Origin of the sequence: Paenibacillus sp. FSL R7-0179, assembly GCF_038002265.1 — a bacterium.
Lineage (GTDB): Bacteria > Bacillota > Bacilli > Paenibacillales > Paenibacillaceae > Paenibacillus_AQ.
The window spans coordinates 1,997,161-2,021,647 of record NZ_JBBOCC010000001.1 but is presented as its reverse complement, the minus strand read 5'-3'; the positions used below and the strand labels follow the sequence as shown (position 1 = coordinate 2,021,647).

Below are 24,487 nucleotides of genomic sequence, written 5' to 3'. Positions count from 1 at the left end.
ACATCTCATTAATGATTACAGATTTTTGCCTGTCCACAGGGATACTCTCTTCTTCACCAGCTCAGTGAATTCTTTTTCCATATCCTGAGCGCCGGCTTTGTCCAGCTCGGCCAGGAAGGCATCATAGACTTTATCGAAATCACCCGGTTTGGACAGAATCGCTTCCGGGATACGTTTACGTACGATATCCTGGGTCTTTTTGAAGATGACCTGATATTTGCCGTCTGTCGGAACCGGCAGGTTGTACAGGGCACCTGTTTCTTTTACAGGGAATTCATCCTCTTTCGGGAACAGATCCTTCCAGGTAGTCGCCTTGTATCCGGCAAGGGATTCCTTCTCAGCTTCGGAGTACGAAGCAACAATCTGCTCAGGGAAGCTTGTGGTGTAGTAGTTGTCTGTTGAATCCTTCACTCCGTCGCCGTAACGGGCACCGAAGATCAGGTACTGGCCGATCCCGGTTGTTTTTTGAGTGTTCGCTGTATCATTGGCTAAGCCGTCACGGATTTCAGGCAGAACCTCACGTTTGCCATTCGCATCCACAGTATAGTGCTTGTCTTTAATCCCCCAGGTTCTCAGGATCTGGCCTTCATCGGAGGACATCCAGTCCAGCCATTTGATGATCCGCTCCGGATCTTTGGCAGCCGTAGTGATCGCAATCCCGTAGCCGTCGATTCCCGTCTGCATGAAGGAATGATCCTTATACTCTTCGGACAGAGTTACAGGGAAGTGTCCATAGGTATACTCGTCTTTACCAGCAGCCTTCAGCGCATTTTCGCCATCCTGGTACTCCCATTCCTGGGAGATCAGACCGAGCACGCGCCCGCTGGCCACTTTCGCTTTGTATTGGTCATCTTTTTGCACGAAGGTGTCTTTATCCAGCAGGCCCTGGTTATACATGCCGTTCAGCCAGCGGAAATATTCCTTTTCTTCAGTACGTTTATAATGAAGCTTCGCTTCAAAGGTCTCAGGGTCCACATAATATTCACCATCATCCGGTGCACCGGTTGTAATAAAGGCCGGGTTCGTCACGGTGATCATAATCTTCCAGTCATCGGCATTTAGCGTCAACGGAATGGTAGGCTGCCCATCGGTTTCCGGATGCAAGGCGACATAATCCTTCAGCACCTTTTCAAAATCAGCTACTGTACGCACTTTCGGATAGCCCAGTTCTTTAAGCACACGATGCTGAATTTCAAATCCGCCTGTGGCATCGAAGGATTTCTGGCCGACACCCATATTCGTAGGAATCTGATAGATACTCTGATCGTCCAGGCTGTACTTCAGACGGTTCATGTTCTCGCCGTAGACTTTCTTGAGGTTGGGGCCATATTTGTCAATCAGGTCCGTCATATCAATGATCAGGCCGGCATCCACCAGGGTACTCAGACTTCCTTTAGCGAAAATAATATCAGGAACGTCGCCGCTGGCCGCCATCATGGCGATTTTTTGGTCACCGCCGCCGCTGCCTACATCGAATTCTGCCTCAAGGGTGACGCCTGTCTTTTCTGTGATGGCTTTACCGACATCATCCTGCATCTTGTTCCAGTTCGGGCTGGCATCCGCTCCGAAGAAGGTGAACGTAGCCGGTGAGGTATCTAGAGCCGTATCATCTGCTGCAGCAGTAGCATCAGGTGTAGTTCCTGAGTTGTTAGGCGTCGTATTGTTGGCTGGATTATTGCTGTTGCCTCCACAACCAGCGATCAGCATCGAGCTCATCAGCAGGAGCGTGAAGATCGTCTTGGTACTCTTGCGGTTCATTGTGTATCCCCCTTATATCTTAATATGTTGCCTTTATGCATATCAGGTGAGACCTGAATATACCATTGTGAACGCTTGCAAAACTACTATAAATATAAGTTCCCACTAATTAACACTTCACCCACAGCGGGTAAGCTGCCCGGCTCTGCACTGAACCCGGCAGCTTCTCCCCTGTCGCTCTGGGTTAAGGCCTATGCCTTGACTGCACCCAGCGTCATCCCGCCGACAAAATACTTTTGCAGGAACGGATAAACCACGAGAATCGGCACGGTTACGACAATGGTAATCGCCATCTTGATCGACTCCGGTGAAATCTGGGCCATCTGTCTGGCCATATCATTCGCATTCACCATGCCGCTGCCCTGATTGGTCGAAGACAGGACCTTCATCAGCTCGAACTGCAGCGTAGTCAGATGCGGCTTGTTGCCGTTGTAGAGATAGGTAGTGAACCATTCATTCCATTGCCCCACGGCCAGGAACAAGGCGATTGTCGCCAGCACCGGCTTACAGAGCGGAAGAATGATTTTGTAGAAAATCATAAAGTCATTCGCCCCGTCCAGCTTGGCGGATTCCTGCAAGGCAAACGGCAGGCCGTCCATGAAGGAGCGGATAATGAAGACGTTGAACGCGGATACCATACCCGGCAGGATGTAAATCCAGAACGTTCCGATCAGGTTCAAGTCCTTCATGAGAATGTACATCGGAACCATACCGCCAGAGAAATACATGGTCAGGGCCAGGAATACCGAGACGAATCTTCTGGCTCTGAACTCCGGACGGCTGAGCGTAAAGGCCAGCATGGAAGCACTGACTAGCCCTAGAAGAGTACCGGAAATAGTACGCAGAATCGATATTTTGAAGCCTTGAATCAGCCCTGTATAACTGAAGATCCGCTGGTAATTCTCCAGAGTCCAGGCCCGCGGGAAGATATAGATGCCGCCCCGGACTGTATCTGTAGATTCATTGAAGGAAATTGCCAGCACGTTCAGAAAGGGATATAACGTCACAATCATAACCAGGATTAGAGCGATGTAGAGAAAAATATCGAAGACACGTTCACCTTTTGACATTTGGAATGCTTTGCCACCCATAGTTGATCCCCTCCTTACATAATGCTTTCTTTAGCAAATTTCTTCATCAGACCGTTGGCGGTAAACAGCAGGATGACACTGACTACCGAGGTGAACATGCTTATCGCTGTACCGTAGGAGAACCGTGAAATCTGTATCCCGTATTTAAGCGCATACAAATCCAGCACTTCCGAATAATCGGTAACCATGTTGTTCTGCAGCTGGAATTGCTTCTCGAAGCCGATGCCGACCAGATGGCCGATATTCATAATCAGCAGCACCATCACCGTTGTGCGGATACCCGGCAGCGTAATATTGAACATCTGCTTGACCCGTCCTGCACCGTCTACTTTGGCCGCTTCATACAGCTCTTTATCAATGCCTGTAATCGCTGCCAGATAGATGATCGCATTCCAGCCCGTTTCCTTCCAGATGTCAGCAGCTGTTAGGACTCCCCAGAAGTATTTCCCTTGGGCCATGAACTGAATCGGCTCATCAATAAGATTCGTCCAGAGCAGCAGATCATTCACGATCCCTCCGTCGATGGCAAGCGTCTTGTAGACAATCCCTCCTACAACGACCCAGGATACAAAGTGGGGCAGGTAAGAGATCGTCTGGACCGTTCTCTTGAAGACGTTCCCGCGCAGCTCGTTGAGCATCACGGCGAACAGGATAGGAACCACGAAGCCGAAGATCAGTCCCAGCATGCTCATCGCCAGTGTATTTCTTAATACGAGATAGAAGCGTTCGTCCTGGAACAGCTCCCTGAAGTTGTCCAATCCGACCCATTTCTGCTCGCTGAACGATCTGACCGGCTTATAATTCTGAAAGGCCATTAGCCATCCCCATATGGGTACATAGCTGAAAATAAATACCCAGATTACGAATGGAAGGGACATCAGGTATAAGTACTTTTGCTGGAGTACGCTTTTCCAAAATCCACTATTCCGTTTCGCAGGTGGGCGGGGGGTTACGCTTTCATTTGCTGTAACACCGCTTTCAGTGAGCGCTTTCACGATCAATATTCCCCCTTCGCTTTGATAGCTTTATCTTATCCCAGCGCCGGGGGCGAGAATACCCAACAGATTTCACGTAAAAACCTATAGAAATTAGACATTCTCCCCGCCAGTATCCCCTTAAGCCTTCAAATCACTGTCCCTCGGGATTGAAAATGTAATCCGGGTCCCCTCTCCTTCCCGGCTTGAGATGTTCAGCCCGTGCTCCGCTCCGTAATACAGAGTCAGTCTCTGCTGCACATTACGCAGCCCGATCCTGCCCTGCTCCTCTTCCTCCACCTTGGTGATGACCTCCATAATCTCGGACAGCCGTCCTTCCCTCATGCCGATCCCGTCATCCATTACAATCACCTGAATCTCCTGATTCTCTGTGAGGGTAACAGCGATGCTGACATGCACGGTGCCCTCCTTGTTCTCCAGACCATGAACGACCGAATTCTCCACCAGCGGCTGGATAATCAGCGGCGGAATCATCACCTCAGCGGCGGCAGGATCGCAGGTAATCTCATATTCCAGCCTGTCCTCGTAGCGGAACTTCTGAATCTCCAGATAGGAGCGGATCATCTCAATCTCTTCCTTGATCGGCGCTCTCTCCCGGCCTACTTCCAGATTCTTGCGCATCAGCTTGCCCAGCAGCCTGACAATATTTGCAATCTCCTTCTCTCCCCGCAGATGGGCGTTCATACGGATGGACTCCAGGGCGTTGAACAGAAAATGCGGATGAATCTGACTGGCCATCATCTTCAGCTTAATCTCCCGCTGCGCAATCTCCAGCGTACTGTTCTTCTCATTGCTCTCTATCACCTGGTTAATCAACTGGTTAATGCTGGCTACCATGTAGTTGAACTGGCGCGACAGCTGGCCGATCTCGTCTGTTCCGTCTATGTGGGAGACGACATTCAGGTTCCCGAGGGCCACTTGATTGAGCTGGCGGCTCAGCCGCAGCAGCCGGTTGCTGGTCAGCAGCGAGATCGTATAGACCAGTACAAGCGCAACCAGCAGCACCCCGATTACGATAAGCAGGCCCAGCTGACTCACCTTGTTGGCATCGCTCAGAATACTTTTAGTCTCAAATACCGAGATAATCTTCAGCTTGCTGACACTCAGCTCAGGGATCATCTCATCGATGATGACGTAGGAATCCTTGTCCTTCACCTGGGTCGTGAACACACCCTTGGTCTGCGCCTGCACATCAATCCCTATGTCGAAAGCATCCACCGTGCTGCCCACCAGCTGCGGATTCTTAGCGGATACAATATAGCCCTGCTCATCGATAATAATGGTCTCGAACGGCTCCTGGTGCAGCATCTGGTTCAGCTCATTCTGATTCACCTGCACCATCAGAATTCCTGACTTGCTGTATTCCGGGTAGGGCACCTGGCGGACCAGGCTCAGCTTGTTGATCGTTCCTTTGGGACTGTTGAAATAAGGGTCCTTGTCGTGGATATACATCCAGTAGATCTGATTGTTCTGCATAGCCTGTGTATACCAGTTTCTCGTGCGGATCTCCGGCGTTACCGGTGCGATGGACATATCGTCCACCAGTGTGGGATTATCGATGAAAAAGCGGATATTGGAGATTTCCCGGTACCGCAGCACATATTCCTTGAGGTCGGTATAATTCAGGTAAGCCTTGGTCAGCTCCAGGATACTCGGATAATGCGTATTGACCAGCCGCTCCAGATCCTCATCGAAATAGAGCAGATTCGAAATATCTGTAGGAACCCGCAGCTTGCTGTACAGCTGGCTTTTGATCTTTTCCACATTGTTGGTGGCCTGATCTATCGCTCTGTTCAAGGCTCCCTCCCGAAAATAATTCGTCAGAATAATCCCGGCAATCAGCACGGGAATCATCACCACTATGATATAAAAGAAGATCAGCTTGTATTTCAGCTTCATGTTATTGACCATCCGCACCAGCTTCTTGATATCAATCTCCCCTCTCTATACAAACAGGCTGCTCCCGGGTCTTCTGCAAGAAGGGGAACAGCCTGTATATCATAAGCCTCATACCTGATTTTCTGCAAGCTTGCCAATGGTCTAACGAAAGCGCACTAAAAAATTCGAACTCAAAGCTTGGTCGTCACTGCGGTGAACATTTGGAGTTACGGCCGCTGTTGTCTCCAGATGTTGTTGATTATATGGCTTGCAGCAGGTTTACCGCGCCCCATTTAGTGTGCGGGTGGAGACTTAATTGCAATTTGTACAACTAAGTCGTCTGATATGCTGCCAAATCTTCGTTTAGTTGTATTTCCTACAATTAAAATGCCTCTATATCTGGATTTTCACCAATCCGGGCAAATTTAGTTGTACAGACTACAATTCGACGAGGAAGTCCACCCGTTTCACTATTTTTAGTTGTACAGAATACACTTATCCCTGTTTTTTTGCTACGAACACAGCTTCATCCCTTACCGCATTTATGGAATAAAATCACTTGTTTAAATCTGATGGTCTACTAGTTCTCCTTACGGTACGCGCTAGGGGAGACGCCGACATATTTGCGGAATTTGGCGTTGAAGTAGTCGGAGTTCATGTATCCAACCTGCTCGGCCACCTCATAGACCTTCATGCCCTGGGTAAGCAGCTGCTTAGCCTTCTCGATCCGCACCTTATCCAGATACGTGTTGAAGTGCTCGCCCACCTGGTTCTTGAACATTTTACCCAAATAAGCACTATTGTAGTTAAAAATCTCCGCAAGTGTGCCCAGCTTCAAATTCTCCTTATACCGGCGCTGGATCAGATCCGTGATCCGCTTAATCTCATCGCCGCGTCCGCCTCCACTGCCCGTCAGCCGGGAGAGCTGCTCCATGTAGCCCGACACCAGCCGCTCTGTATCATGCAGGTACCTGCTGCTGTACACCTCGCCCATCGGCGAGGCTTGTCCGGCAATCAGCGGGCGCAGCTCAGGACTCGCCGCCTCCAGCCGGGCAATGGTACTGCTGACAATCCGCAGCAGCTGATCCTTGATGTAAGTCTCATCCCGCTGGGTATGCACAAGCTGGCGGATAATCTGCAGCGTAAGCTCCCTGGCCACCTCGCTGCTTCCAGCCTCCACTGCCAGTAACAGCTGCACCTCAATATCACGCTCGGGGTCCGGCTCCTCCTCCAGTTCCACCGCGCCTTGTGCAGGCTCCTCCCACAGGTCCGGTATTCCGCAGAGGAGGGTATTCTTCTGCCCGAAGAAGGCATCGTCCAGCCGGTCGCGTGCAGCCGCGAAGGACTGTCCGGCCTCCTCCGGCCGGACAGCTGCTCCGCCCGCTGCGGCCACGAACTCCAGCCCCTCCTTCGAGATCAGCTGGTGCAGCTCCTGCCAGAGCGCTGCCCGTGCACCTTCATCCCGGAGCGGCTCCTTCAGCAGAATTCCCATGTACGGGGGAAGGGTGAAGAAGAAGCCGCGCTCCTCCTCCTGCCAATGCCGCTCCATCAGCCGCTTCACTGCATCTTCGCGGGTATCCTCGCCCTTGTTAAGCCCTTTCAATTCCAGCAGCACCACTTCGCAGCTGCTGTCCTTAAGGCCCAGCTCGGCCGCCGACTCTCCGGCTTCCTTCGACTGCAGCAGCTCCCGCACCAGCACCTCGGTAGTTCTTGCCGGCTCCAGCGCCTGCCATTCATTGATCCGTTCCTCCAGGCTGATCTTCTCCCGCAGCTCCTGCAGGTAGCTGATCAGCTCCTCTTCATCCACCGGCTTCAGCAAGTAGCCGTCAATATGATAGGAGATGGCCTGCTTCGCATATTCAAAATCGGCATAGCCGCTCAGAATCAGCACATGGCAGCCTGGATTCTCCTTACGCAGTTCAGCGATCAATTCCAGTCCGGTCATGCCCGGCATGCGGATATCCGCCATTACAAGTCCAGGCTTCAGCTCACGGAATTTGTCCAGCGCTTCATAACCGTTAGCCGCTGTCGCCACCACGGTATACCCCTCTTCCTCCCAGGGAATCAAGGTGCGCATCCCTTCCCTCAGCTTGGGCTCATCATCCACAATCAGTACTTTGATCAATGGGGGCCTCCCTTCACAGAGCTTATTACAAACTTTACAGCAAGCTTATACCATAACCTATACAAGTGGAAACGGCATTGCCGTCCTTTTAAAGGACGGTACCGTTTCAGCGAGAAATAGAAGGATAAATTATCGTGTGAAACATATAAATTCTTATATTTTAAAAGAAAATAAGCTGCCACCCTGTACAGGATGGCAGTCATTCCGTGCGGATATTCTATTTACGGTAAGAAGCCAGCTTCTCATTCAGCTCGCGGGTCTGGCCGTATACATCCTGATACAAAGCGAAGATCCCGTCATATAGCGCCGCCTGATCTGCATTAGGGGTATAGGTCTCTGCCGGACGGATGAAGGCTTCCGCACATGCACCCAGGGATTCAAACCAGCCTGCGCCATAGGCTGCCAGCATAGCTGCGCCCATAGCCGGACCCTGCTCGCTCTCCAGCTTGATGATCGTAGCACCGAAGATATCCGCCTGCATCTGCAGCCAGGCTTCATTCTTGGCCCCGCCGCCGATCGCTACAACCTCGGTAATCTCTTTGCCGGATTCACGCACAATCTCGATGGATTCACGCAGCGAGAAGGTGATGCCCTCCAGCACAGCCCGGGTAAAGTGGGACAGAGTATGTCCGGAATCCATGCCGATAAAGCTGCCGCGGATGCTCGCATCCGGGTGCGGTGTACGTTCCCCGCTGATGTAAGGGGTGAACAGCAGCCCGCTGCTGCCGGCCGGGATTTCATTCACACCCTTAAGCAATTCGTCAAAGCTCTTGTCCGCTGCAAAGGTCTCCTTGAACCAGGTCAGGCTGTGTCCTGCCGCCAAGGTAACACCCATGATATAGAAGGCATCCTTCTCACTGTGGTTGAAGAAATGCACCTTGCCTTCGAGGTTAAGATCCTTATTGCTCTCGTAGGACAGCACCACACCGGAGGTTCCGATGCTGCACATCGTCCGGCCTTCACCCAGAATGCCGGCACCCAGTGCGCCGCAGGCATTGTCTGCCCCGCCGGCGAACACCTTGGTGGTAGGCAGCAAGCCGGAGGCTTCGGCAACTGCCGGAAGCAGGGTTCCGGTCTGCTCGAAGGATTCCACGAGTCTCGGGCAGAGGGAGACCGGCAGATCGAACGCCCCGGCAATCTCCGCACTCCACTGCTTCGCACCAACGTCGAGCAGCAGAGTTCCGGCTGCATCGGAGTAGTCCATGGCGTAATCACCTGTCAGGTGGTAGCGCACATAATCCTTCGGCAGCAGGAATAGTTCAGCCTTCGCGAGTACCTCCGGCTCATGCTCCTGGACCCACAGAATCTTCGGAAGCGTGAAGCCTTCGAGCGCACGGTTCCGGGCGATATCGATCAGCTTGCTGCCAAGCTTCTTCTCAATCTTGCGGCATTCCGCAGTTGTACGCGTATCATTCCATAGAATGGCGGGACGCAGCGCCTTGCCTTCGCCGTCAACGAGCACAAGCCCGTGCATCTGGCCGGAAAAGCTGATACCGTCGATCTGTTCAGGCTTAGCGCCGGATACTTCCATCAGACGCTTCAGACTGGCGATGGTTCCCTTCACCCAATCCTCCGGATTCTGCTCACTCCAGTTCGGCTGGGGTCTGCTGAGCGGATACGCTTCAGAGTGCTCAAAAGCCACCTTGCCCTGAGGATCTACCAGTACAGTCTTTACCGCGCTGGTTCCCAGATCGACACCAATTACATATTTCATAGTTATCCTCCTAAAAGTTATATGAAGCAATTCTTCTTATGAAACTTCTCCGCAATATAACTCGCTTCGTAAGCACAATCTTAAGTTTTGCGGGGGGCCCGCATCCTGTAGTCACTTCGAGCAAAACTCGTTTCGTAAGCATACGCTTAGTTATATGAAGCAATTCTTCTTATGAAACTTCTCCGCAGCGGTTCAAAAACACCTTCCACTTAAGGGATGGCCAAAGTACGCGAGAGGTACACCTAAGATGCAGCCGCAATTGTATTTCCTGCAATAGATTCTCGTTAAATTGGCCGAAAATCGTAGGCTATTGCACTTTGTACACTAGAATTTGTTGAAAAGGCTGTTTTGTACATGATCCTCAAATATCTGTTGTACGAAATACAGCAGAATGCTATTTTCCAGCGAAATTAGAGCATTCTATTGCACAAAATACACTCACACAGTTTGAGCCATACTTCATACTTACCGCGTTTACGGAATAACTTCACTTCTGCAATCCTGATGCCCTGCTTCGCAGCAAACCCTACCATCTCAGTATTAAAAAAGGGGCTGCCGAAGAATGCTCTCTTCAGCAACCCCCGTTGCGTGTATTCTCTAATGAATCTGCGGGCACTCCCGCAAATCCGGCAGCGTCTTACTCAGCAGTCAGGATGTACTGGTTAAGTGTAGCTCTCAGCAGTTCCTGACGTCCGGATTTGTTCGGACGCGGGCTCTCGTTGTTCAGCGCGTAGTCAGCCAGCGAAGCCAGTGTTGCTTTGCCGGATACGATGTCAGCGCCAACGCCTTCGTTGAAGCTGCTGTAACGCTCAGCGATGAAGTTCTCGAATACGCCGTCTTCCAGCAGCTTAGCAGCTACCTTCAAGCCCTTAGCGTATACGTCCATACCGGAGATGTGTGCCAGGAACAGATCCTCAGGCTCGAAGGAAGGACGGCGTACTTTGGAGTCAAAGTTGATTCCGCCTTTGCCCAGACCATCGTTCTTCAGTACTTCATACAGAGTCAGTGTAGCATCGTAGATGCTTGCAGGGAATTCATCTGTATCCCAGCCGAGCAATGGATCGCCCTGGTTCGCATCGAGTGATCCCAGCATACCGTTGATACGGGCTACATGCAGCTCGTGCTCGAAGGTGTGGCCGGCCAGTGTAGCATGATTCGCTTCAAGGTTCAGCTTGAAGTGCTTATCCAGGTTGTACTTCTGCAGGAACGCGATGCAGGTTGCAGCGTCGAAGTCATATTGGTGCTTGGTAGGCTCTTTCGGCTTAGGCTCGATCAGGAATTGTCCGTCGAAGCCGATTTCCTTCGCATAATCAACAGCCATGCTGAACAGACGGGCAATGTTGTCTTGCTCCAGTTGCATGTTGGTGTTGAGCAGAGTTTCATAACCTTCACGGCCGCCCCAGAATACATAGTTGTCAGCGCCCAGACGTTTACCCACTTCCAGACCTTTCTTCACTTGTGCAGCAGCGTGTGCGAATACGTCAGCGTTACAGGTAGAACCTGCACCGTGCATGTAGCGCGGGTTGGTGAACATGTTGGCAGTGTTCCACAGCAATTTTTTGCCGGAAGCCTTCATGCCTTGTTCAAGGATGTCTACGATAGTATCGATGTTGCTGTAGAATTCACGCAGGGACGCGCCTTCAGGAGCGATGTCCACATCATGGAAGCAGTAGTACTGCAGGTCCATCTTCTCCATGAATTCGAATGCTGCTTCCGCACGTGCCTTAGCTTTGTCCAGTGTGCTCAGTTTGTCCCAAGCGCGGACTGCAGTTTCAGCGCCGAACGGATCGGAACCGCCAGCTGTTAATGTATGCCAGTAAGCCATTGCAAATTTCAGGTGCTCTTCCATTGTTTTGCCGGCTACGATTTCTGTAGGATTGTAGAATTTGAATGCATAAGGGTTGGTGGAACGGCTTCCCTCGTAAGAGATCTTGCTCACTGTTTCAAAATAAGCCATTTGTAAAATCCTCCTCGATATTTTGCTTCGCCCGCAAGCGTTTACAGCATCATCTTAACACATCTCTTTAACTTTGTATATTGGTTAAACAAAGTTTTTTTATTTTTATTTTTCCCGCTGTATTGAGCGATCCCGGTACCTGTTCCCACCTCTATAAGTTCCTTATATTTAAAAATATGTAACATCCGGATCGTCCTAATTCAATGGATGCAGTTGCATTTTTGCGCTCTTCATTCTAGACTAGGGGGCATACCCGCGCAGCGGAGAGCGTCTTCACGCTCACGTTTCAGCGGGAATTAGAACGTTAGGTTATAGTGTGAAACCTATAAATTCTTATATTGCAGAAGGAAGTGTGCCGCTTGAAAGTTACCGGTGATCAGGCGCTGGTCAAAAAAATAAACAAATCGATTATTTTACATACCATCCGTATGCATTCCCCTATCTCACGGGCCAAGGTATCCGGGGTGACAGGCCTTAATAAAGCCACCGTCTCCAATCTGGTAGCCGAGCTATGCGGACAGCAGCTGGTTACTGAGGCCGGACCCGGAGAATCCAGCGGCGGGCGCAAGCCGCTGATGCTGCATTTTAACGAAATGGCGGGAAGTGTGATCGGGATCGAGCTGCGGGTGAAACAGCTTAAGGCTGTACTCTGCGACCTGGGGGGCGGCATTCTTCATGAACGGGACAGTGTGCTGGAGACCCACGACTTCCCTTATGTGCTCGGGCAGATGCAGCAGATGATCTCAGAGCTGATTGCTACGGCCCCGCCTTCTCATTACGGGCTCGTCGGCATTGGTGTCGGCGTCCCGGGAATGGTCGATGAGCAAGGTGTTGTCCTGTTCGCGCCCAACCTGGGCTGGGAGATGGTAGACCTGCGTTCGATTCTGGAAAGCGCCTTCGCGGTGCCGGTCACCATTGATAATGAGGCCAATGCAGGCGCCCAGGGTGAGCTGAACTTCGGAGCGGCCCGCGATGTGCGCCATCTGCTGTATATCAGTGCGGGGTCGGGGATCGGGTCGGGGATTATTATTGGCGGAGAGCTGTACAAGGGCGCGCGCGGCTATGCCGGTGAGACAGGACATATGACGATTGAAGCGGAAGGCAAGCCATGCAGCTGCGGCAGCCGGGGCTGCTGGGAGCTGTACGCCTCCGAGAAAACCTATGATAACCCCGGCCTCTCCCTCCCGGCCCGTACTACGACCGGACTGGTCAAGTATGCACTTGAGGGGCAGCCCGATACGTTAAGCCATTTCAACTCCATTGGCGAGTATCTGGGGATCGGAGTTACCAATCTGATCAACAGCTTCAACCCCGAGCTGATCGTTATCGGCGGCGCTTTATCGGAGGCGGAGCCTTGGCTCGGCGAGCCGCTGCGCCGGGTGGTAGCTGAGCGTACCCTCCCCTATCACAAGCAGCAGCTCGAAATCACCTTCTCCAGGCTGGGAAGCCGGGGAACCATGATTGGAGCGGGTTTTTCAGCGGTTATGCATTTCCTGGGCAACATTCGCGTGACCCTATAGACGAATTGACGTAAAATCGCCGCATTTTTTTCTGCATTTCCTGCTCTAAAGGGAGTAGCTATCCTATATAATAAGGATACTTGTGTGACATTTGTCACCATACCCCTTTTTTTGAAATGGAGAGAGAATCCATGACTTATGTTGATACGTCTGATATTTCGGCGAAGATGTTCATCGCGGTGCTGCTGCTGCTCATCGTCATTGCTCCGCTCGTCAGCCTCGGTGTCCTGCGTCTGTTCCAGTCGCGGAAGAAATCGGGATTCCTCCTTATCGCCAGCGGCATTGCCGTTTATGCTGTCTTTCAGATGTTCATGTCTCTTACCTGAGGCCTGCAAGCAGACAGTAACAACGCAAGCAAGTGGAGAAGCAGTATTTAAGATTGTTCATATTCGTTAAAACAAGTCAGACCCATGGGCAGATTTAAATGTTGTTTTTCCGCCGCCGTACGCAAAGAGCCGCCTCCCATCGGGAAGCGGCTCTTTATATTTCAGGATTGCCGGCTATTATTCCGTTGCAGCCAGAGCCTTGTCGAACTTGGTCTTGTTCATTCCGACGATCTTCATATCCCCGATCACCGTAATCGGCACGGCTCTCATGCCCATATCCCACACCTGCTGGGCGTACTCTTCATTCTGCTCGATGTTGCGTTCTTCGTACGCTACCCCTTTATCGCTCAGGAAGCTTTTCACCTGACGGCAATGCGGGCAATTCGTCGATGTGTATACAATTACATTCTCCATAGTATGATTTCCTCCTCGTATCTAAGTATTAGACTCTGAGATCTATTGTAGCACCGGAATCCTTGCTTCTCCAAATGCCAGACTTACATAATTACTGCGCTGTGCTCCAGGCTCTCGATATATTTCTCGGCATCCATAGCCGCCATACAGCCGCTGCCTGCAGCCGTGATGGCCTGTCTGTAACGGGTATCCTGCACATCGCCGCAGGCGAATACGCCGGGAATGTTCGTCTCGGAGGTTCCGGGGTTCGATACAATATAACCGTTCGCATCCGTAGTAATCTGTCCGCCCAGGAATGCCGTATTCGGATGATGGCCGACCGCCACGAATACCCCGCTGGCTTCAATGAACTCTTCTTCGCCTGTCTCGTTGTTGACCACCTTCAGCCCGGTTACCCCCTTGTCTCCGGCAACCACTTCAACAGGGGTGCGGTTCAGTCCCCAGCTCACTTTGGCGTTATCGCGGACACGGTCCTGCATAATCTTCGAGGCCCGCAGCTCTTCACGCCGGTGTACCAGGGTTACCTTGGAGGCAAAACGTGTCAGGAAGCCCGCTTCTTCAAGCGCGGAATCGCCGCCGCCGACCACCACGATCTCTTTGCCGCGGAAGAAAAATCCGTCACAGGTGGCACAAGTGCTGACCCCGCGTCCGATGTTATCCTGCTCCCCGGGAATCCCGAGATACTTGGCCGTAGCACCCGTGGAGATAATCAAAGTATCCGTGATCAGCGTGCCCATGCCTTCCACATTCAGCTTGAACGGACGGTCGCCCAGCTCCACGCTGTTCACCCAGCCGGTCACGAACTGTGCACCGAAACGCTCTGCCTGCTTGCGCATATTATCCATCAGATCGGGACCCAGAATGCCTTCCGGGAAGCCCGGGAAGTTCTCGATCTCCGTTGTAGTTGTAAGCTGTCCGCCAGGCTGCGGACCTTCGATAACGAGCGGGTTCAGGTTCGCACGGGCCAAATATATAGCAGCTGTCAATCCGGCCGGTCCAGTACCGACAATAATTGATTTGTACATGATGATATCCCCCTTGAGATGGACGGAAAAGACGCCGTTCCTTATTTAAAATAATTATAATCTAGTATTTATTATGATCACCTCAAGGGGAGTTGTCAATATGTCAGAACCGTTGTAAACGCTCCTTTTTGTGAACAATTCAATTTTAAGCAATTAAGTTGAACCGGCTTTGCCGGCCCTATGGAGGACGGTACCGTTTCAGCGGGAAATAGAAGGATAATTTATAGAGTGAAACCTAAAAATTCTTATATTTTTAAAATATTAACGCAGTAGACGCAATCCGTTAAGGATGACGAGAATCGTGCTTCCCTCATGCCCAACCACCCCGAACGGCAGCGCAATCCCCTGCACAAAGTTGCTGATCATCAAGGTGGCAATGACCGTTACGGCAAAAATCATATTCTGCTTCACAATCCGCTGCGTCCGGCGCGCCAGGGCAATCGTCCCGGCAATCTCTTCAATGTTGTCATTCATCAGCACCACATCGGCAATCTCCAGGGCAGCCCCGCTGCCCTTCATTCCCATGCCCATGCCAACCGTTGCGGTAGCGAGTGCAGGTGCATCATTCACCCCGTCGCCTACCATGATGACATGACCGTATTGCTCCCGAAGCGCCTTGACATGCGATACCTTATCTTCCGGCAAAAGTCCCGCGAACACGAAATCAACGCCGCTCTGCCCCGCAATGACCCGGGCTGTAGCCTCGCGGTCTCCGGTCAGCATCGCTACCTTGATCCCCAGAGCATGCAGCTTGCGCACGGCAGCCGCCGCCTGGGGGCGAACGGTGTCCTGCAGGGCAATCATTCCGGCGATGATCTCGCCGGCAAGGATCAGCGATACCGTTTTGCCTTCCTGTTCCAGCCTGCTGCGCAGAGCCTTCCAATGGTCCGCAGCCGCCCCTTCTGCTTCATCCAGCAGATTCGACTTGCCGATCCGCCACAGCTGGCCGTCTATGACGCCTTCAATTCCCCAGCCGGTAACCGACTGGCTCTCTTCAATCTCACGCAGTCCGATCTGCTCCGCTTCTGCCAGCGCGACAATGGCTTCTGCCAGCGGATGCCCCGACAGCTTCTCGATGGATGCACTCACGGCCAGCAGCTCTTCCCGCACATACCCTTCTCCGGCGATGAAGTCCGTGACCTGCGGAATTCCCTCCGTCAAAGTACCGGTTTTGTCAAAAGCAACGACCGAAGTCCGCGCCATATTCTCCAGATGAACTCCGCCTTTGAACAGGATGCCTTTGCGGGCGCTCTTGGAGATGGCCGACAGCATGGCAGGCATGATTGAGGATACCAGCGCACACGGGGATGCCACGACCAGGAAGACCATTGCCTTGTAGAACGTATTGCTCCAGCTCCAGTCCAGCACAAACGGCGGCAAGGTAATCAGCAGGACTGTGGCAGCCACCACAACCCGGGCATATACGGATTCCAGCCGTTTGATAAAACGCTGCGAATCCGGCACTTCGTTCTCCGCCTCTTCCACCATGCGGATGATTTTGGCAAACAGTGTATTCTCGGCAGTCTTCGTCACTTCTATATAGAGGGGGCCTTCTCCATTGACGGTACCGGCGAATACTTCACTGCCGACAGCTTTGTCTACGGGAAGCGATTCTCCCGTGATAGAGGCCTGATTCACAGAGGATTCCCCCCGGCATACCTTGCCGTCAGCGGGAACCAGCTCACCCGGACGGACCAGCAGCAGATCGCCCAGCACAAGCTGATCAATGGGCACCTCGCTCATCGTTCCCTGCTCAATGCGCACAGCGGTAGCCGGCTTGAGGGCCAGCAGAGAGGAGATATCCTTTTTGCTGCGTTCCATCGTATAGCTCTCCAGCGCTCCGCTCAGGGCAAAGATGAAGATGAGCATCGCCCCTTCATTCCAGTATCCGATGGAGGCGGCACCCAATGCTGCAGCAATCATCAGCAGGTTGACATCCAGGTCACGCTCTTTGACCAGCGTCTCCACGCCTTCCTTCGCCTTCATCCAGCCGCCCAGTGTATAAGAGATCACGTAGAGAATTACGGATAAGACCTCCGACCAGCCGCTGGCAGCCCAGGCTACCAGCATAATCAGCCCGCTCCCCAGAGCAGCCTGCATTTCGGAGTTACTAAGCACCGCCAGCGGATCGAAGCGGCGCGGTCCCGGAGTCCGGGGCTGCTGCGCCCCTCCTTGACGCGCTATGGATTTGGGCATTGATTTCGAGGTTGCTTGCATCATAAATCACCTTCCTGAATGGTTTTGGTTAAGCGCACACTTGAGAATGAGAGCCATTATTAACACCCTTAAAATGACACATGCTGCCCCGGCATCGCCGGGACAGCATGTTGAATAGGTATGGTTGTTGAGGATAATGACTGGGATGATGGCATGACTCAAAGTGATGACTGGAAGATAGTCATGCCTGGAAGAGAGTAAGAGATAAATGAATGACTGAGAGATGAATGAGAATGATAATCATTGTTGCGATAGAGCAACTATATTTCCTTCGTGCAACTTATACCTATACTATACCACGCAAGGCGTAAAAGTAAACCCGGGGGCAAGCCTGATTTTTGAGGAGAGAGGGTTGGCCTGGAGACAGGGTAAGGGTTGCTGGGGCGGATGAAGAGAATTCGGGTTAGGGAGTTATTGAAGGTGCTTGGGAATTTGTTTAACGTCATTAACAGTAATTTCTGGTTCACCTGCGAATTCAGGTGCACTTCTGCACCTCATTGATCCAGCGATTTCAAGTGGTGGGGCCAGGTGCGCAGTTCCTGTTTGCATCAATCGGCTGATCGTTGAACGCCAAAAAAGTGCCCCGTACGGGCGATGCTAGAGGCCGCCCACGGGACACTTTTAAATACTGCTTATACACTCTGTCTCTACAGAAAGCCTGCAGCTACATTATGACCTCCACTTTCACTGATGGTTTGTGCGGGTATGAGGGGATGACTGTGCCTTCGAGCCGTTCGCCATCCACCCGGATTTCTTGTACGCCTGAGCAGACACGGCTGTTGTTCTTCACGGTAATCTCATACTCGCAGCCACGGAACCGCCGGGTGACCGAGAAGCCCTCCCAGGCAGACGGGATGCACGGGTTAATGGACAGTCCGGCCAGCACCGGCTTGATGCCCATAATATACTGCGTAGCGGCCACATACATCCACGCGGCCGTCCCGGTCAGCCAGGAGACATTCGCCAGACCGAATCTGTCGGACTCCGGCCCGAACAGGTTCGAGGCATAAACATACGGCTCCGCTTTGTAGCGCCGGATTCCGGCCTGCTCCATGGCGATGTTCGGGATGAGCTGACGGTAATATTTATACGCCTGGTCCCCTCTGCCCAGCATACACTCCGCAATAATCGCCCAGGTATTGGCGTGGCAGAAGACGGCACCGTTCTCCCCGGTTCCTTTGTTATAGTTGGTTAGCGGATCGGCGGGATCGGGGAAGGTGGTGATGGACGGATGCAGTTTTTTGATGCCCAGCTCTGTATCGAGAATGTCGCGCACACTATCCATCGCCTTCAGCCCCTTGTCAGCCTCAGCCATCCCGGACAGGGTAGCCCAGGTCTGGGCATTGAGCCAGATCTGGGCCTCCTCATGCTCAGCGGTACCCAGATACCGCCCGTCATCCATCACCGCACGCCGGAACCATTGGCCGTCCCAGCCCAGCGTGTTCACGAGTAACTTCTGCTCCCCGTAGAGCCGCTCATAGTCCGCCGCATGCTCCGGGTAACCGGAGGCCGCCGCCAGATCCTTCATGCGCAGCAGCACCGTCCCGAACTGCATCGCTGTCCAGATGCTTTCCCCCCTGCCCTCACGGCATACACGGAAGAGCTGGTCATTCCAGTCCGAGCGCAGCATCAGCGGGAAGCCGTTCGGTCCCAGCCGGGAGACGGTGAAGTCCACCGCCCGCTTCAAATGATCATAGAGCGTCGCTTCACCGCCGTCATAGAATGGAATATTTTCCTGGAGGAATGAGGCATCCCCGGTCTCGGCAAGAATGTCCCATACCGCCAGCGCCGTCCACAGGTGATCATCCGAGTGGATGCTGGTCACCGGGTCCCATCCCTCATTCGGGAAAAAGTAATGATTCACATGCCCGTCCTGATATTGCTGCCCCAGGAGCAGGCGGACTTTATCTTTGGCGGCCTCCGGATCGTAGGGTACAACCGCCAGAATATCCTGGGCCGTATCCCGGTAGCCTACACCCCGGAAGGTGCCGGTGGCATAATACGAAATATTGCGCGAGAACAGGAAGTTCCGCTGTGACTGGTACGGATTCCAGGTGTTGAGCATACGCTGCGCATCCTGATCCGGCAGCTCACAGCTCCACGCCCCGAGGTAACGCTCCCAGTTCTCCTGAAGCGCCGCATAGGAACGGGTGACGAAATCTGCCTCCCGCGAATGGCCGATGGCCCGTACAATCTCTTCCTCGTTCATCGCTGTCCCCAGGAAAAAGTTCACGGTGCGGGTCTCGCCGGGCGCAAGCGTTACCCGGACCTGGAGTGCGCCGCAGGGGTCGCCACCCAGAATGGACGAACCGGTGCAGCCCCCCTGCTCAATAGCGGCCGGATTGGATTCGCTGCGGTAGCTGCCGATGAATTCTTCACGGTCTCCGTCATACCCGGCGAGCGGTGCATCGGACATCATATAGACCAGCGGGGTTTCGTCCGGCTTGGGCTGATTCTCCACCCCGTATTTGTAGATCAGCGCTTCCTTGTCATGGTACTGCACCGACACCTGATGCTTGTTATAGCATTGCCATTGCAGCTCGCGCATGAATTCCATCATCCCAAATTCGGCGTAGGCATACACGTTCAGCTCCTTGACCTTGCTGCTATGGTTCGTCAGCGTCAGATTCCAGATCAGGGAATTCTCATGGGGCCCGACAAAATAAACTGTCTTCGCCGCCAGCTCATCCGCCTGCGCTTCAAAGCGGGTATAACCCATTCCGTGGCTGCTCTTCCACTCCTGAGGTTTCTGGAAGGCCGGCTCATAGGTAGGACACCAGTAGCTGCCTGTACCGGCATCCTGCAAATAAATATAAGGGCCGGAGCGGTCGGTGGGCAGATGGAAGAAACGGTAGCGGGTAATCCGCCAGATCTGCGGAGAATTATAGAAGGCCAATCCGCCGCCTGCATGGGACAGCATCGTATGGAAGGTCCCGTTGGATAAATAGTTCAGCCAGGGAGTCGGCATATCATGCCGCTTGAATTCCACCTCCCTCGCCTCATCGTTGAAGGCAAAATACTGGTCAAGCTCAGCAGTGCGGGCAAGCAAATTGTTCCCATAAGGCGGTTCTACAGTATTGTTACTCTGTGCGTGGCCAGATGAGTCTACGGGTGGTACGGATGATGTGGACGGTGCGGGTGATGCAGATGCTGCGGATGGTACCGGTTCATTGGCGTTCATATCGGTCTGCTCCTCTCTATTGCTCTTGCTCACTTGGGCTCCACCTCATCCATCGTCAGGCGGAATTCCAGATCATTCATATACGTGCCGTCTGTATTCAGGAACACCATGCCGAAGGCAATATCCTCCTGCGTTCCCCGGACGATGGCGATCAGGCGGTTGATTCCGCTTGTCAGCGTAATCTCCTGTTCAGGCTCCGGCACTAACCGGCCATTCATGTAGATGTCAAAAGCACAGGCCGATTTCACCCGGAGTCTGCCGGTTCTTGTGCCGTCCGGCTTCCCGCTGCCTGTGGCTGCGGCTGCGGCTTCGGTAGTGGCTGCAACTTCGGTAGCAGCTGCGCCCGCCGTCTCCGGCAGGTATACGAAGCAGCTCAGGAACAGGGGCCGGCCTTCCGGTGCGGGGATGAGGAAGGTTCCGTCCGGGCGGCGTTCTTTTTTCTTCATCCAGCCGTATAGGCCTTCCCCCAGATTGTTCAGGGAGAACTCGGGGTCGGTATAGTAATCCTTCATCGCCTCGTAGTCGATGTGCGGCGGACAGAACAACGTCATTGCGGCCTCCACCGCCCACTGCGCATCCTCCTTGTCATGAAGCAGCAGCTCATCGGCGAACGAGGCTCCGAGATTGCCGAGCAGGCGGGTGTAGAGCCTGAGACTCTTGTCACTGTCCGGATCGGCGAGCAGCTGCGAGCAGAGGATCTCTCCCGCTCCGGCCGCCTGCCGGATTACAAAAGCCCCGGGAGCAGCGGCCTGGCGGCGGTTCAGCTCGACCAGCGCCAGCCGGCTGTATTCCGCCGTATGCTGCCCGGCGAAATAGTCCTTCCAGGCTGTGCCTTCGACGCTGGTGCACAGCACCTCCGCGTCCGGCACCTCCAGCCTGCAAACGGCAAGCTCCCGGTTGACGACATCCCGGGGCGAGAGATGCACCTTGTCGAAGCCGAACAGGTCGACCGGGCTGATGCCCTGCATGGCGGCGTGCGCATAGTCCGCCGCCAGATGATACGTCCCGTGCGGCGCGATGCGCACGGGAGCATCCAGCAGGCGGGCAAGTGCCTCCTGCCCGCCGGGCTCCGCCGGCAGCACCAGCACGCTGCCGCCGGCCAGGACCGCCTGGCGCACGGCTTCCGCCGCGCCCGGCGCGTCCAGCAGTGCGGCCTCCACGACGAGGAGGCCGGGGGGCAGGCCGGACAAGCCTGCGGCGCTGTCCAGCCTGTGGCCCTTGAGGCGGAGCTTGCTGAGCAAGGCCTCCGCCATGCCGCCGCTGCGGACCCAGACCGCAGCGGACCCAGCCGCCGCGGGCGCCAGCGCGGCGGCTGGCTTGGCTGCGGCGGAACGCGCAGCCGGGGGTGCAGCCGCGTGGACCGCGCGGCCCGCGTACTGCAGCAGGCTGCGCAGCAGCAGCTGTGCCTGGGGAACCCGCTGGAGATGATCCATAATCTCCAGCTGATTCGCCAGGAGCATGCCCGCACCGCTGCGGTATTCGAGCAGCGGCGACCACAGATCGCCGCCGTCTCCGAAGTCCCCTGCGCTGCATTCCAGCAGCAGGGTGAAGTCGCCGGTTACCGGCTTCTCGAATGCCGCCCGGATGATTGGCAGCGGCCCGTCCTCGCGCAGCTCCCCATGCCAATACATCAGATCCTCCGCGCCTAATCCCCGGAGCACCGGATGTCCGTAATCCCCGCTATGTGCGCGGATGAATTCCCGGCGGTTGAGCGGCAGCCGGCCAGGAGAGAGCTGAAGCTGCTCCAGCAGCAGCAGCCGGCCGCCCCGCTGCACGAAGCCTCTCAGCCTCCGGTCCAGCGCCCCGTCCTTATCCTGCATTTTGCTGCCGACAATCAACAGGGTTCCGGCCGCAAGCTTATCTACCGCTTCCGGCTCTGCCCGGACCAGCGCAGGCACCAGCACGTGAATCGCCTGGAAGTCCCGGTCTGAGCCGATGTATGCTGCGGGCAGAGCGATCTCTACCCGCTCCGTCCGGCAGCTCCCGGACACCAGGCGGTAGCTTACCTCAAGCTCATGCATCAGTTCACTGCCATGGAACAGCCGGGCAGACAGCTTAGCTTCGCCTTCACTTGCCGTTGCGCCTATTTCAGCCCCATCTCCTGCTGCTGGCCCAGTTCCTTCACCATTGACCGGGTCCGGCATCCACTCCAGCCGGATGCTCCGGCGCTGAGCAGGCTCATGACGGAAGCGGAAGGCCTCGCTGTGTACCCTGCGCCCGCCCTGCATAACTTCACATTCAATCGTCACATCCTGCGCGGACAGCGTATCGTTATAGACATCGAAGCTGCGGGAGACCGGCGCATCATCGAAGAAGCAGCGGTTGTATTCGGCTGCAATCAGCGTGACCGGCTTGAAGGCCGCAGCCATAATGGCAAAAGCAGGATTAGGCAGGTAGACCGGATACTCCTCGGGCAGCAGCCCGTTGTTCAGCGAAAGCGAGTAGGCCGGAATCACAGCAGGCTTAGGGCCGGGTGTGGTCAGGTCGGCCTGCGGCAGCTTCAACTCCTGCTCCGGCATGGCCCGCATGAAGTAGTGGACAAAGTTAAAGGTGGAGATCCCTGAGACGCCTTGCCGCCGTGCATATTCCACAAACAGCCGCTCCTTGTGGGCCAGCCCGGCTGCACTTGCGTCCGAATCCTTATATACCTCCATTCCTGAGTACATACTGCTGTTCTGCGGGCAGATGTACCACCAGCCGCCATGCTCGCCGAAGGTGAGCGGAACCTTCCGGTCCCACTGCGCGATCGTGCCGTCAATGTTATAATGACGGCTCTCCACCTCGGTCTGCTGCTTGGAGACCAGACGGTTATCTCCTTCCACCATCACCGGACGGGTATCATCCAGCACCTTCATCAGCTCAATCAGGCCTGGGATATGCTGCTTGTATTGATCGCGCCCATCCACCCAGCGCATCTCGTTCTGCACACTCCACAGAATGACCGAAGGGTGATTCTTGTCCCGCTGCACCAGCCGCTGCACATGCGCGCGGCAATTGCCGATGAAATCGGGATGGGCGGCATCCATGCTTTTGCTGGAGCCGTAGATGGCCGTCTCATCGACAATCAGCATCCCCTCCTCATCGGCAATCCGCAGATAATCGGACGGATACGGCTGCGCATGAAGCCGGATGCTGTTAATCCCGGCCTGCCGGCACATCCGGTACCAGCCCCGGATATAGTCCTCTGTCTGCTGGGCCGCCCCCTGAAAATGCCAGGAATCCCCCCGCAGATTAACAGGAATCCCGTTCAGCATAAATTGCGGCCCTTCGCACCAGAACTCCCGGAAGCCGAAGGTCTCGCTCCGGCGGTCCAGAATCTCGCCGTCCGCTTGCAGCACAAGCTCCAGCTCATACAGGACAGGGGAATCCGGGCTCCACAGCATAGCCTCCTGCCAAGGCAGGCTGAAGGCCGCTCCGCCCCATTCCCGGCTGCCGGTATTGACGCATAACTGCCGCCCGGCCGCACCCTCCGCAGGGCGGGGCGTTACTCCCGCTTCCGCTTCAAGGACGGGCAGCGGACGGGCGGACGAGAGCGGCTGCGGACGATTCTGCGGCTCTGCCAGCGCGGCCTGTACGCCGGTCTCCCGCTCGCGGACCTGCAGGAGCAGCCGCAGCCCTTCGGGTGAAAGCCCGTCTTCTGTGCTGCTGCTTATCAGAGTATCCACTTCCAGCCTTCCCTGGCGGACAGAGGTGCGGATCGTAAGATCCTCCAGCGAGACCTGCGGATAACCCTCCAGGACAACATCCTGCCAGATGCCCCGGGCGATTCTGCCGAACCAGGAGCCGGAGAGTCCGGTGATTTTGGTCTCCCCGGAGGGGAGCACCGCCGTGTCGAAGCTGCCGCAGACTACATGGAGCTGCTGCTCCCGGCCGGGCTTCACCAGCGCGGTGATATCCAGCCGCAGGGGCAGGAAGCCGTCCTCCCAGAGCGCAATCCGCTCGCGGTCCAGATAGATGGCCGATTTTTGCAGAATGCCCTCGAACCGCAGTACGACCCGCTGCCCAAGCATCGTCTCCGGCACCTGAAAGCTGCGGTGAAGCACCCCGGCTTCAGCTTCGTTCCATTCCTCGGGGTATCTATACACATCGAAGGGCTGGAACTGGTATTCGGCGACTTCGCCGAATTTGCTGCCCGAAGGCGCAGTATAGCTGTAGCGCCAGCTTGAGGGAACCTGTATTTTGCGGGCCTCGTATTGCAGTCTCTTTGGAAGCGCGCGGCTGCGCGGCTGGCCATAGAGCGGCATGAAATCCCACTCACCATTGAGACATATGGATGTACGTAGCAT

The 24,487-nt window shown here is 54.6% G+C and carries 14 protein-coding genes; 2 read left to right on the top strand and 12 right to left on the bottom strand.

The annotated features are described in order from the left end of the window. Positions 1-15: 15 nt before the first annotated feature. From MKX63_RS08915 to xylA, 7 genes are all read right to left on the bottom strand, one after another. Positions 16-1,758 carry an ABC transporter substrate-binding protein gene (locus MKX63_RS08915; RefSeq protein WP_341016596.1) on the bottom strand — a complete coding sequence of 581 codons (1,743 nt, stop codon included), beginning with the start codon at positions 1,756-1,758 and terminating at the stop codon, positions 16-18. 191 nt (positions 1,759-1,949) lie between these two features. Continuing rightward, on the bottom strand, positions 1,950-2,849 hold the full coding sequence (locus MKX63_RS08910; protein WP_341016594.1) for a carbohydrate ABC transporter permease: 900 nt from the start codon (positions 2,847-2,849) through the stop codon (positions 1,950-1,952). A gap of 14 nt (positions 2,850-2,863) precedes the next feature. Next, on the bottom strand, positions 2,864-3,850 hold the full coding sequence (locus MKX63_RS08905) for an ABC transporter permease (protein WP_341016591.1): 987 nt from the start codon (positions 3,848-3,850) through the stop codon (positions 2,864-2,866). A gap of 114 nt (positions 3,851-3,964) precedes the next feature. Continuing rightward, a complete protein-coding gene (locus tag MKX63_RS08900) occupies positions 3,965-5,743 on the bottom strand; it encodes a sensor histidine kinase (protein ID WP_341016589.1) in 1,779 nt (592 codons plus the stop codon). 559 nt (positions 5,744-6,302) lie between these two features. After that, positions 6,303-7,847: a response regulator transcription factor gene (locus MKX63_RS08895; protein WP_341016588.1), complete on the bottom strand. Its 1,545-nt coding sequence runs from the start codon at positions 7,845-7,847 to the stop codon at positions 6,303-6,305. Positions 7,848-8,064: 217 nt separating this feature from the next. After that, positions 8,065-9,561 carry a xylulokinase gene (gene xylB / locus MKX63_RS08890; protein ID WP_341016586.1) on the bottom strand — a complete coding sequence of 499 codons (1,497 nt, stop codon included), beginning with the start codon at positions 9,559-9,561 and terminating at the stop codon, positions 8,065-8,067. 637 nt (positions 9,562-10,198) lie between these two features. Then, positions 10,199-11,518 (bottom strand): xylose isomerase, encoded by a 1,320-nt coding sequence (gene xylA / locus MKX63_RS08885; RefSeq protein WP_036730361.1) that lies wholly within the window; start codon positions 11,516-11,518, stop codon positions 10,199-10,201. A 359-nt stretch (positions 11,519-11,877) separates the two neighbouring features. Between xylA and MKX63_RS08880 the strand changes: the two genes are divergently transcribed. Together MKX63_RS08880 and MKX63_RS08875 are read left to right on the top strand one after the other, a co-directional pair. Then, entirely contained in the window at positions 11,878-13,038 is a 1,161-nt protein-coding gene (locus MKX63_RS08880; RefSeq protein WP_341016583.1) for an ROK family protein, read from the top strand. Positions 13,039-13,169: 131 nt separating this feature from the next. Then, positions 13,170-13,364: a hypothetical protein gene (locus tag MKX63_RS08875; RefSeq protein ID WP_341016581.1), complete on the top strand. Its 195-nt coding sequence runs from the start codon at positions 13,170-13,172 to the stop codon at positions 13,362-13,364. 177 nt (positions 13,365-13,541) lie between these two features. Here the strand turns inward: MKX63_RS08875 and MKX63_RS08870 are convergent, their stop codons facing one another. The 5 genes from MKX63_RS08870 to MKX63_RS08850 form a co-directional block, all read right to left on the bottom strand. Continuing rightward, the gene (locus tag MKX63_RS08870) at positions 13,542-13,778 is read right to left on the bottom strand and encodes a glutaredoxin family protein (protein WP_036694922.1); all 237 of its coding nucleotides are present in this window, start codon (positions 13,776-13,778) and stop codon (positions 13,542-13,544) included. 83 nt (positions 13,779-13,861) lie between these two features. After that, the gene (gene trxB, locus MKX63_RS08865; protein WP_341016579.1) at positions 13,862-14,803 is read right to left on the bottom strand and encodes a thioredoxin-disulfide reductase; all 942 of its coding nucleotides are present in this window, start codon (positions 14,801-14,803) and stop codon (positions 13,862-13,864) included. 261 nt (positions 14,804-15,064) lie between these two features. Then, positions 15,065-17,020, bottom strand: a complete 1,956-nt coding sequence (locus tag MKX63_RS08860) for a heavy metal translocating P-type ATPase (RefSeq protein WP_341018575.1) — start codon at positions 17,018-17,020, stop codon at positions 15,065-15,067. A 664-nt stretch (positions 17,021-17,684) separates the two neighbouring features. Beyond that, positions 17,685-20,234 carry a GH36-type glycosyl hydrolase domain-containing protein gene (locus MKX63_RS08855; protein ID WP_341016578.1) on the bottom strand — a complete coding sequence of 850 codons (2,550 nt, stop codon included), beginning with the start codon at positions 20,232-20,234 and terminating at the stop codon, positions 17,685-17,687. Beyond that, entirely contained in the window at positions 20,231-24,487 is a 4,257-nt protein-coding gene (locus MKX63_RS08850) for a glycoside hydrolase family 2 TIM barrel-domain containing protein (protein ID WP_341016577.1), read from the bottom strand. Before MKX63_RS08850 ends, MKX63_RS08855 begins: the two co-directional genes overlap by 4 nt.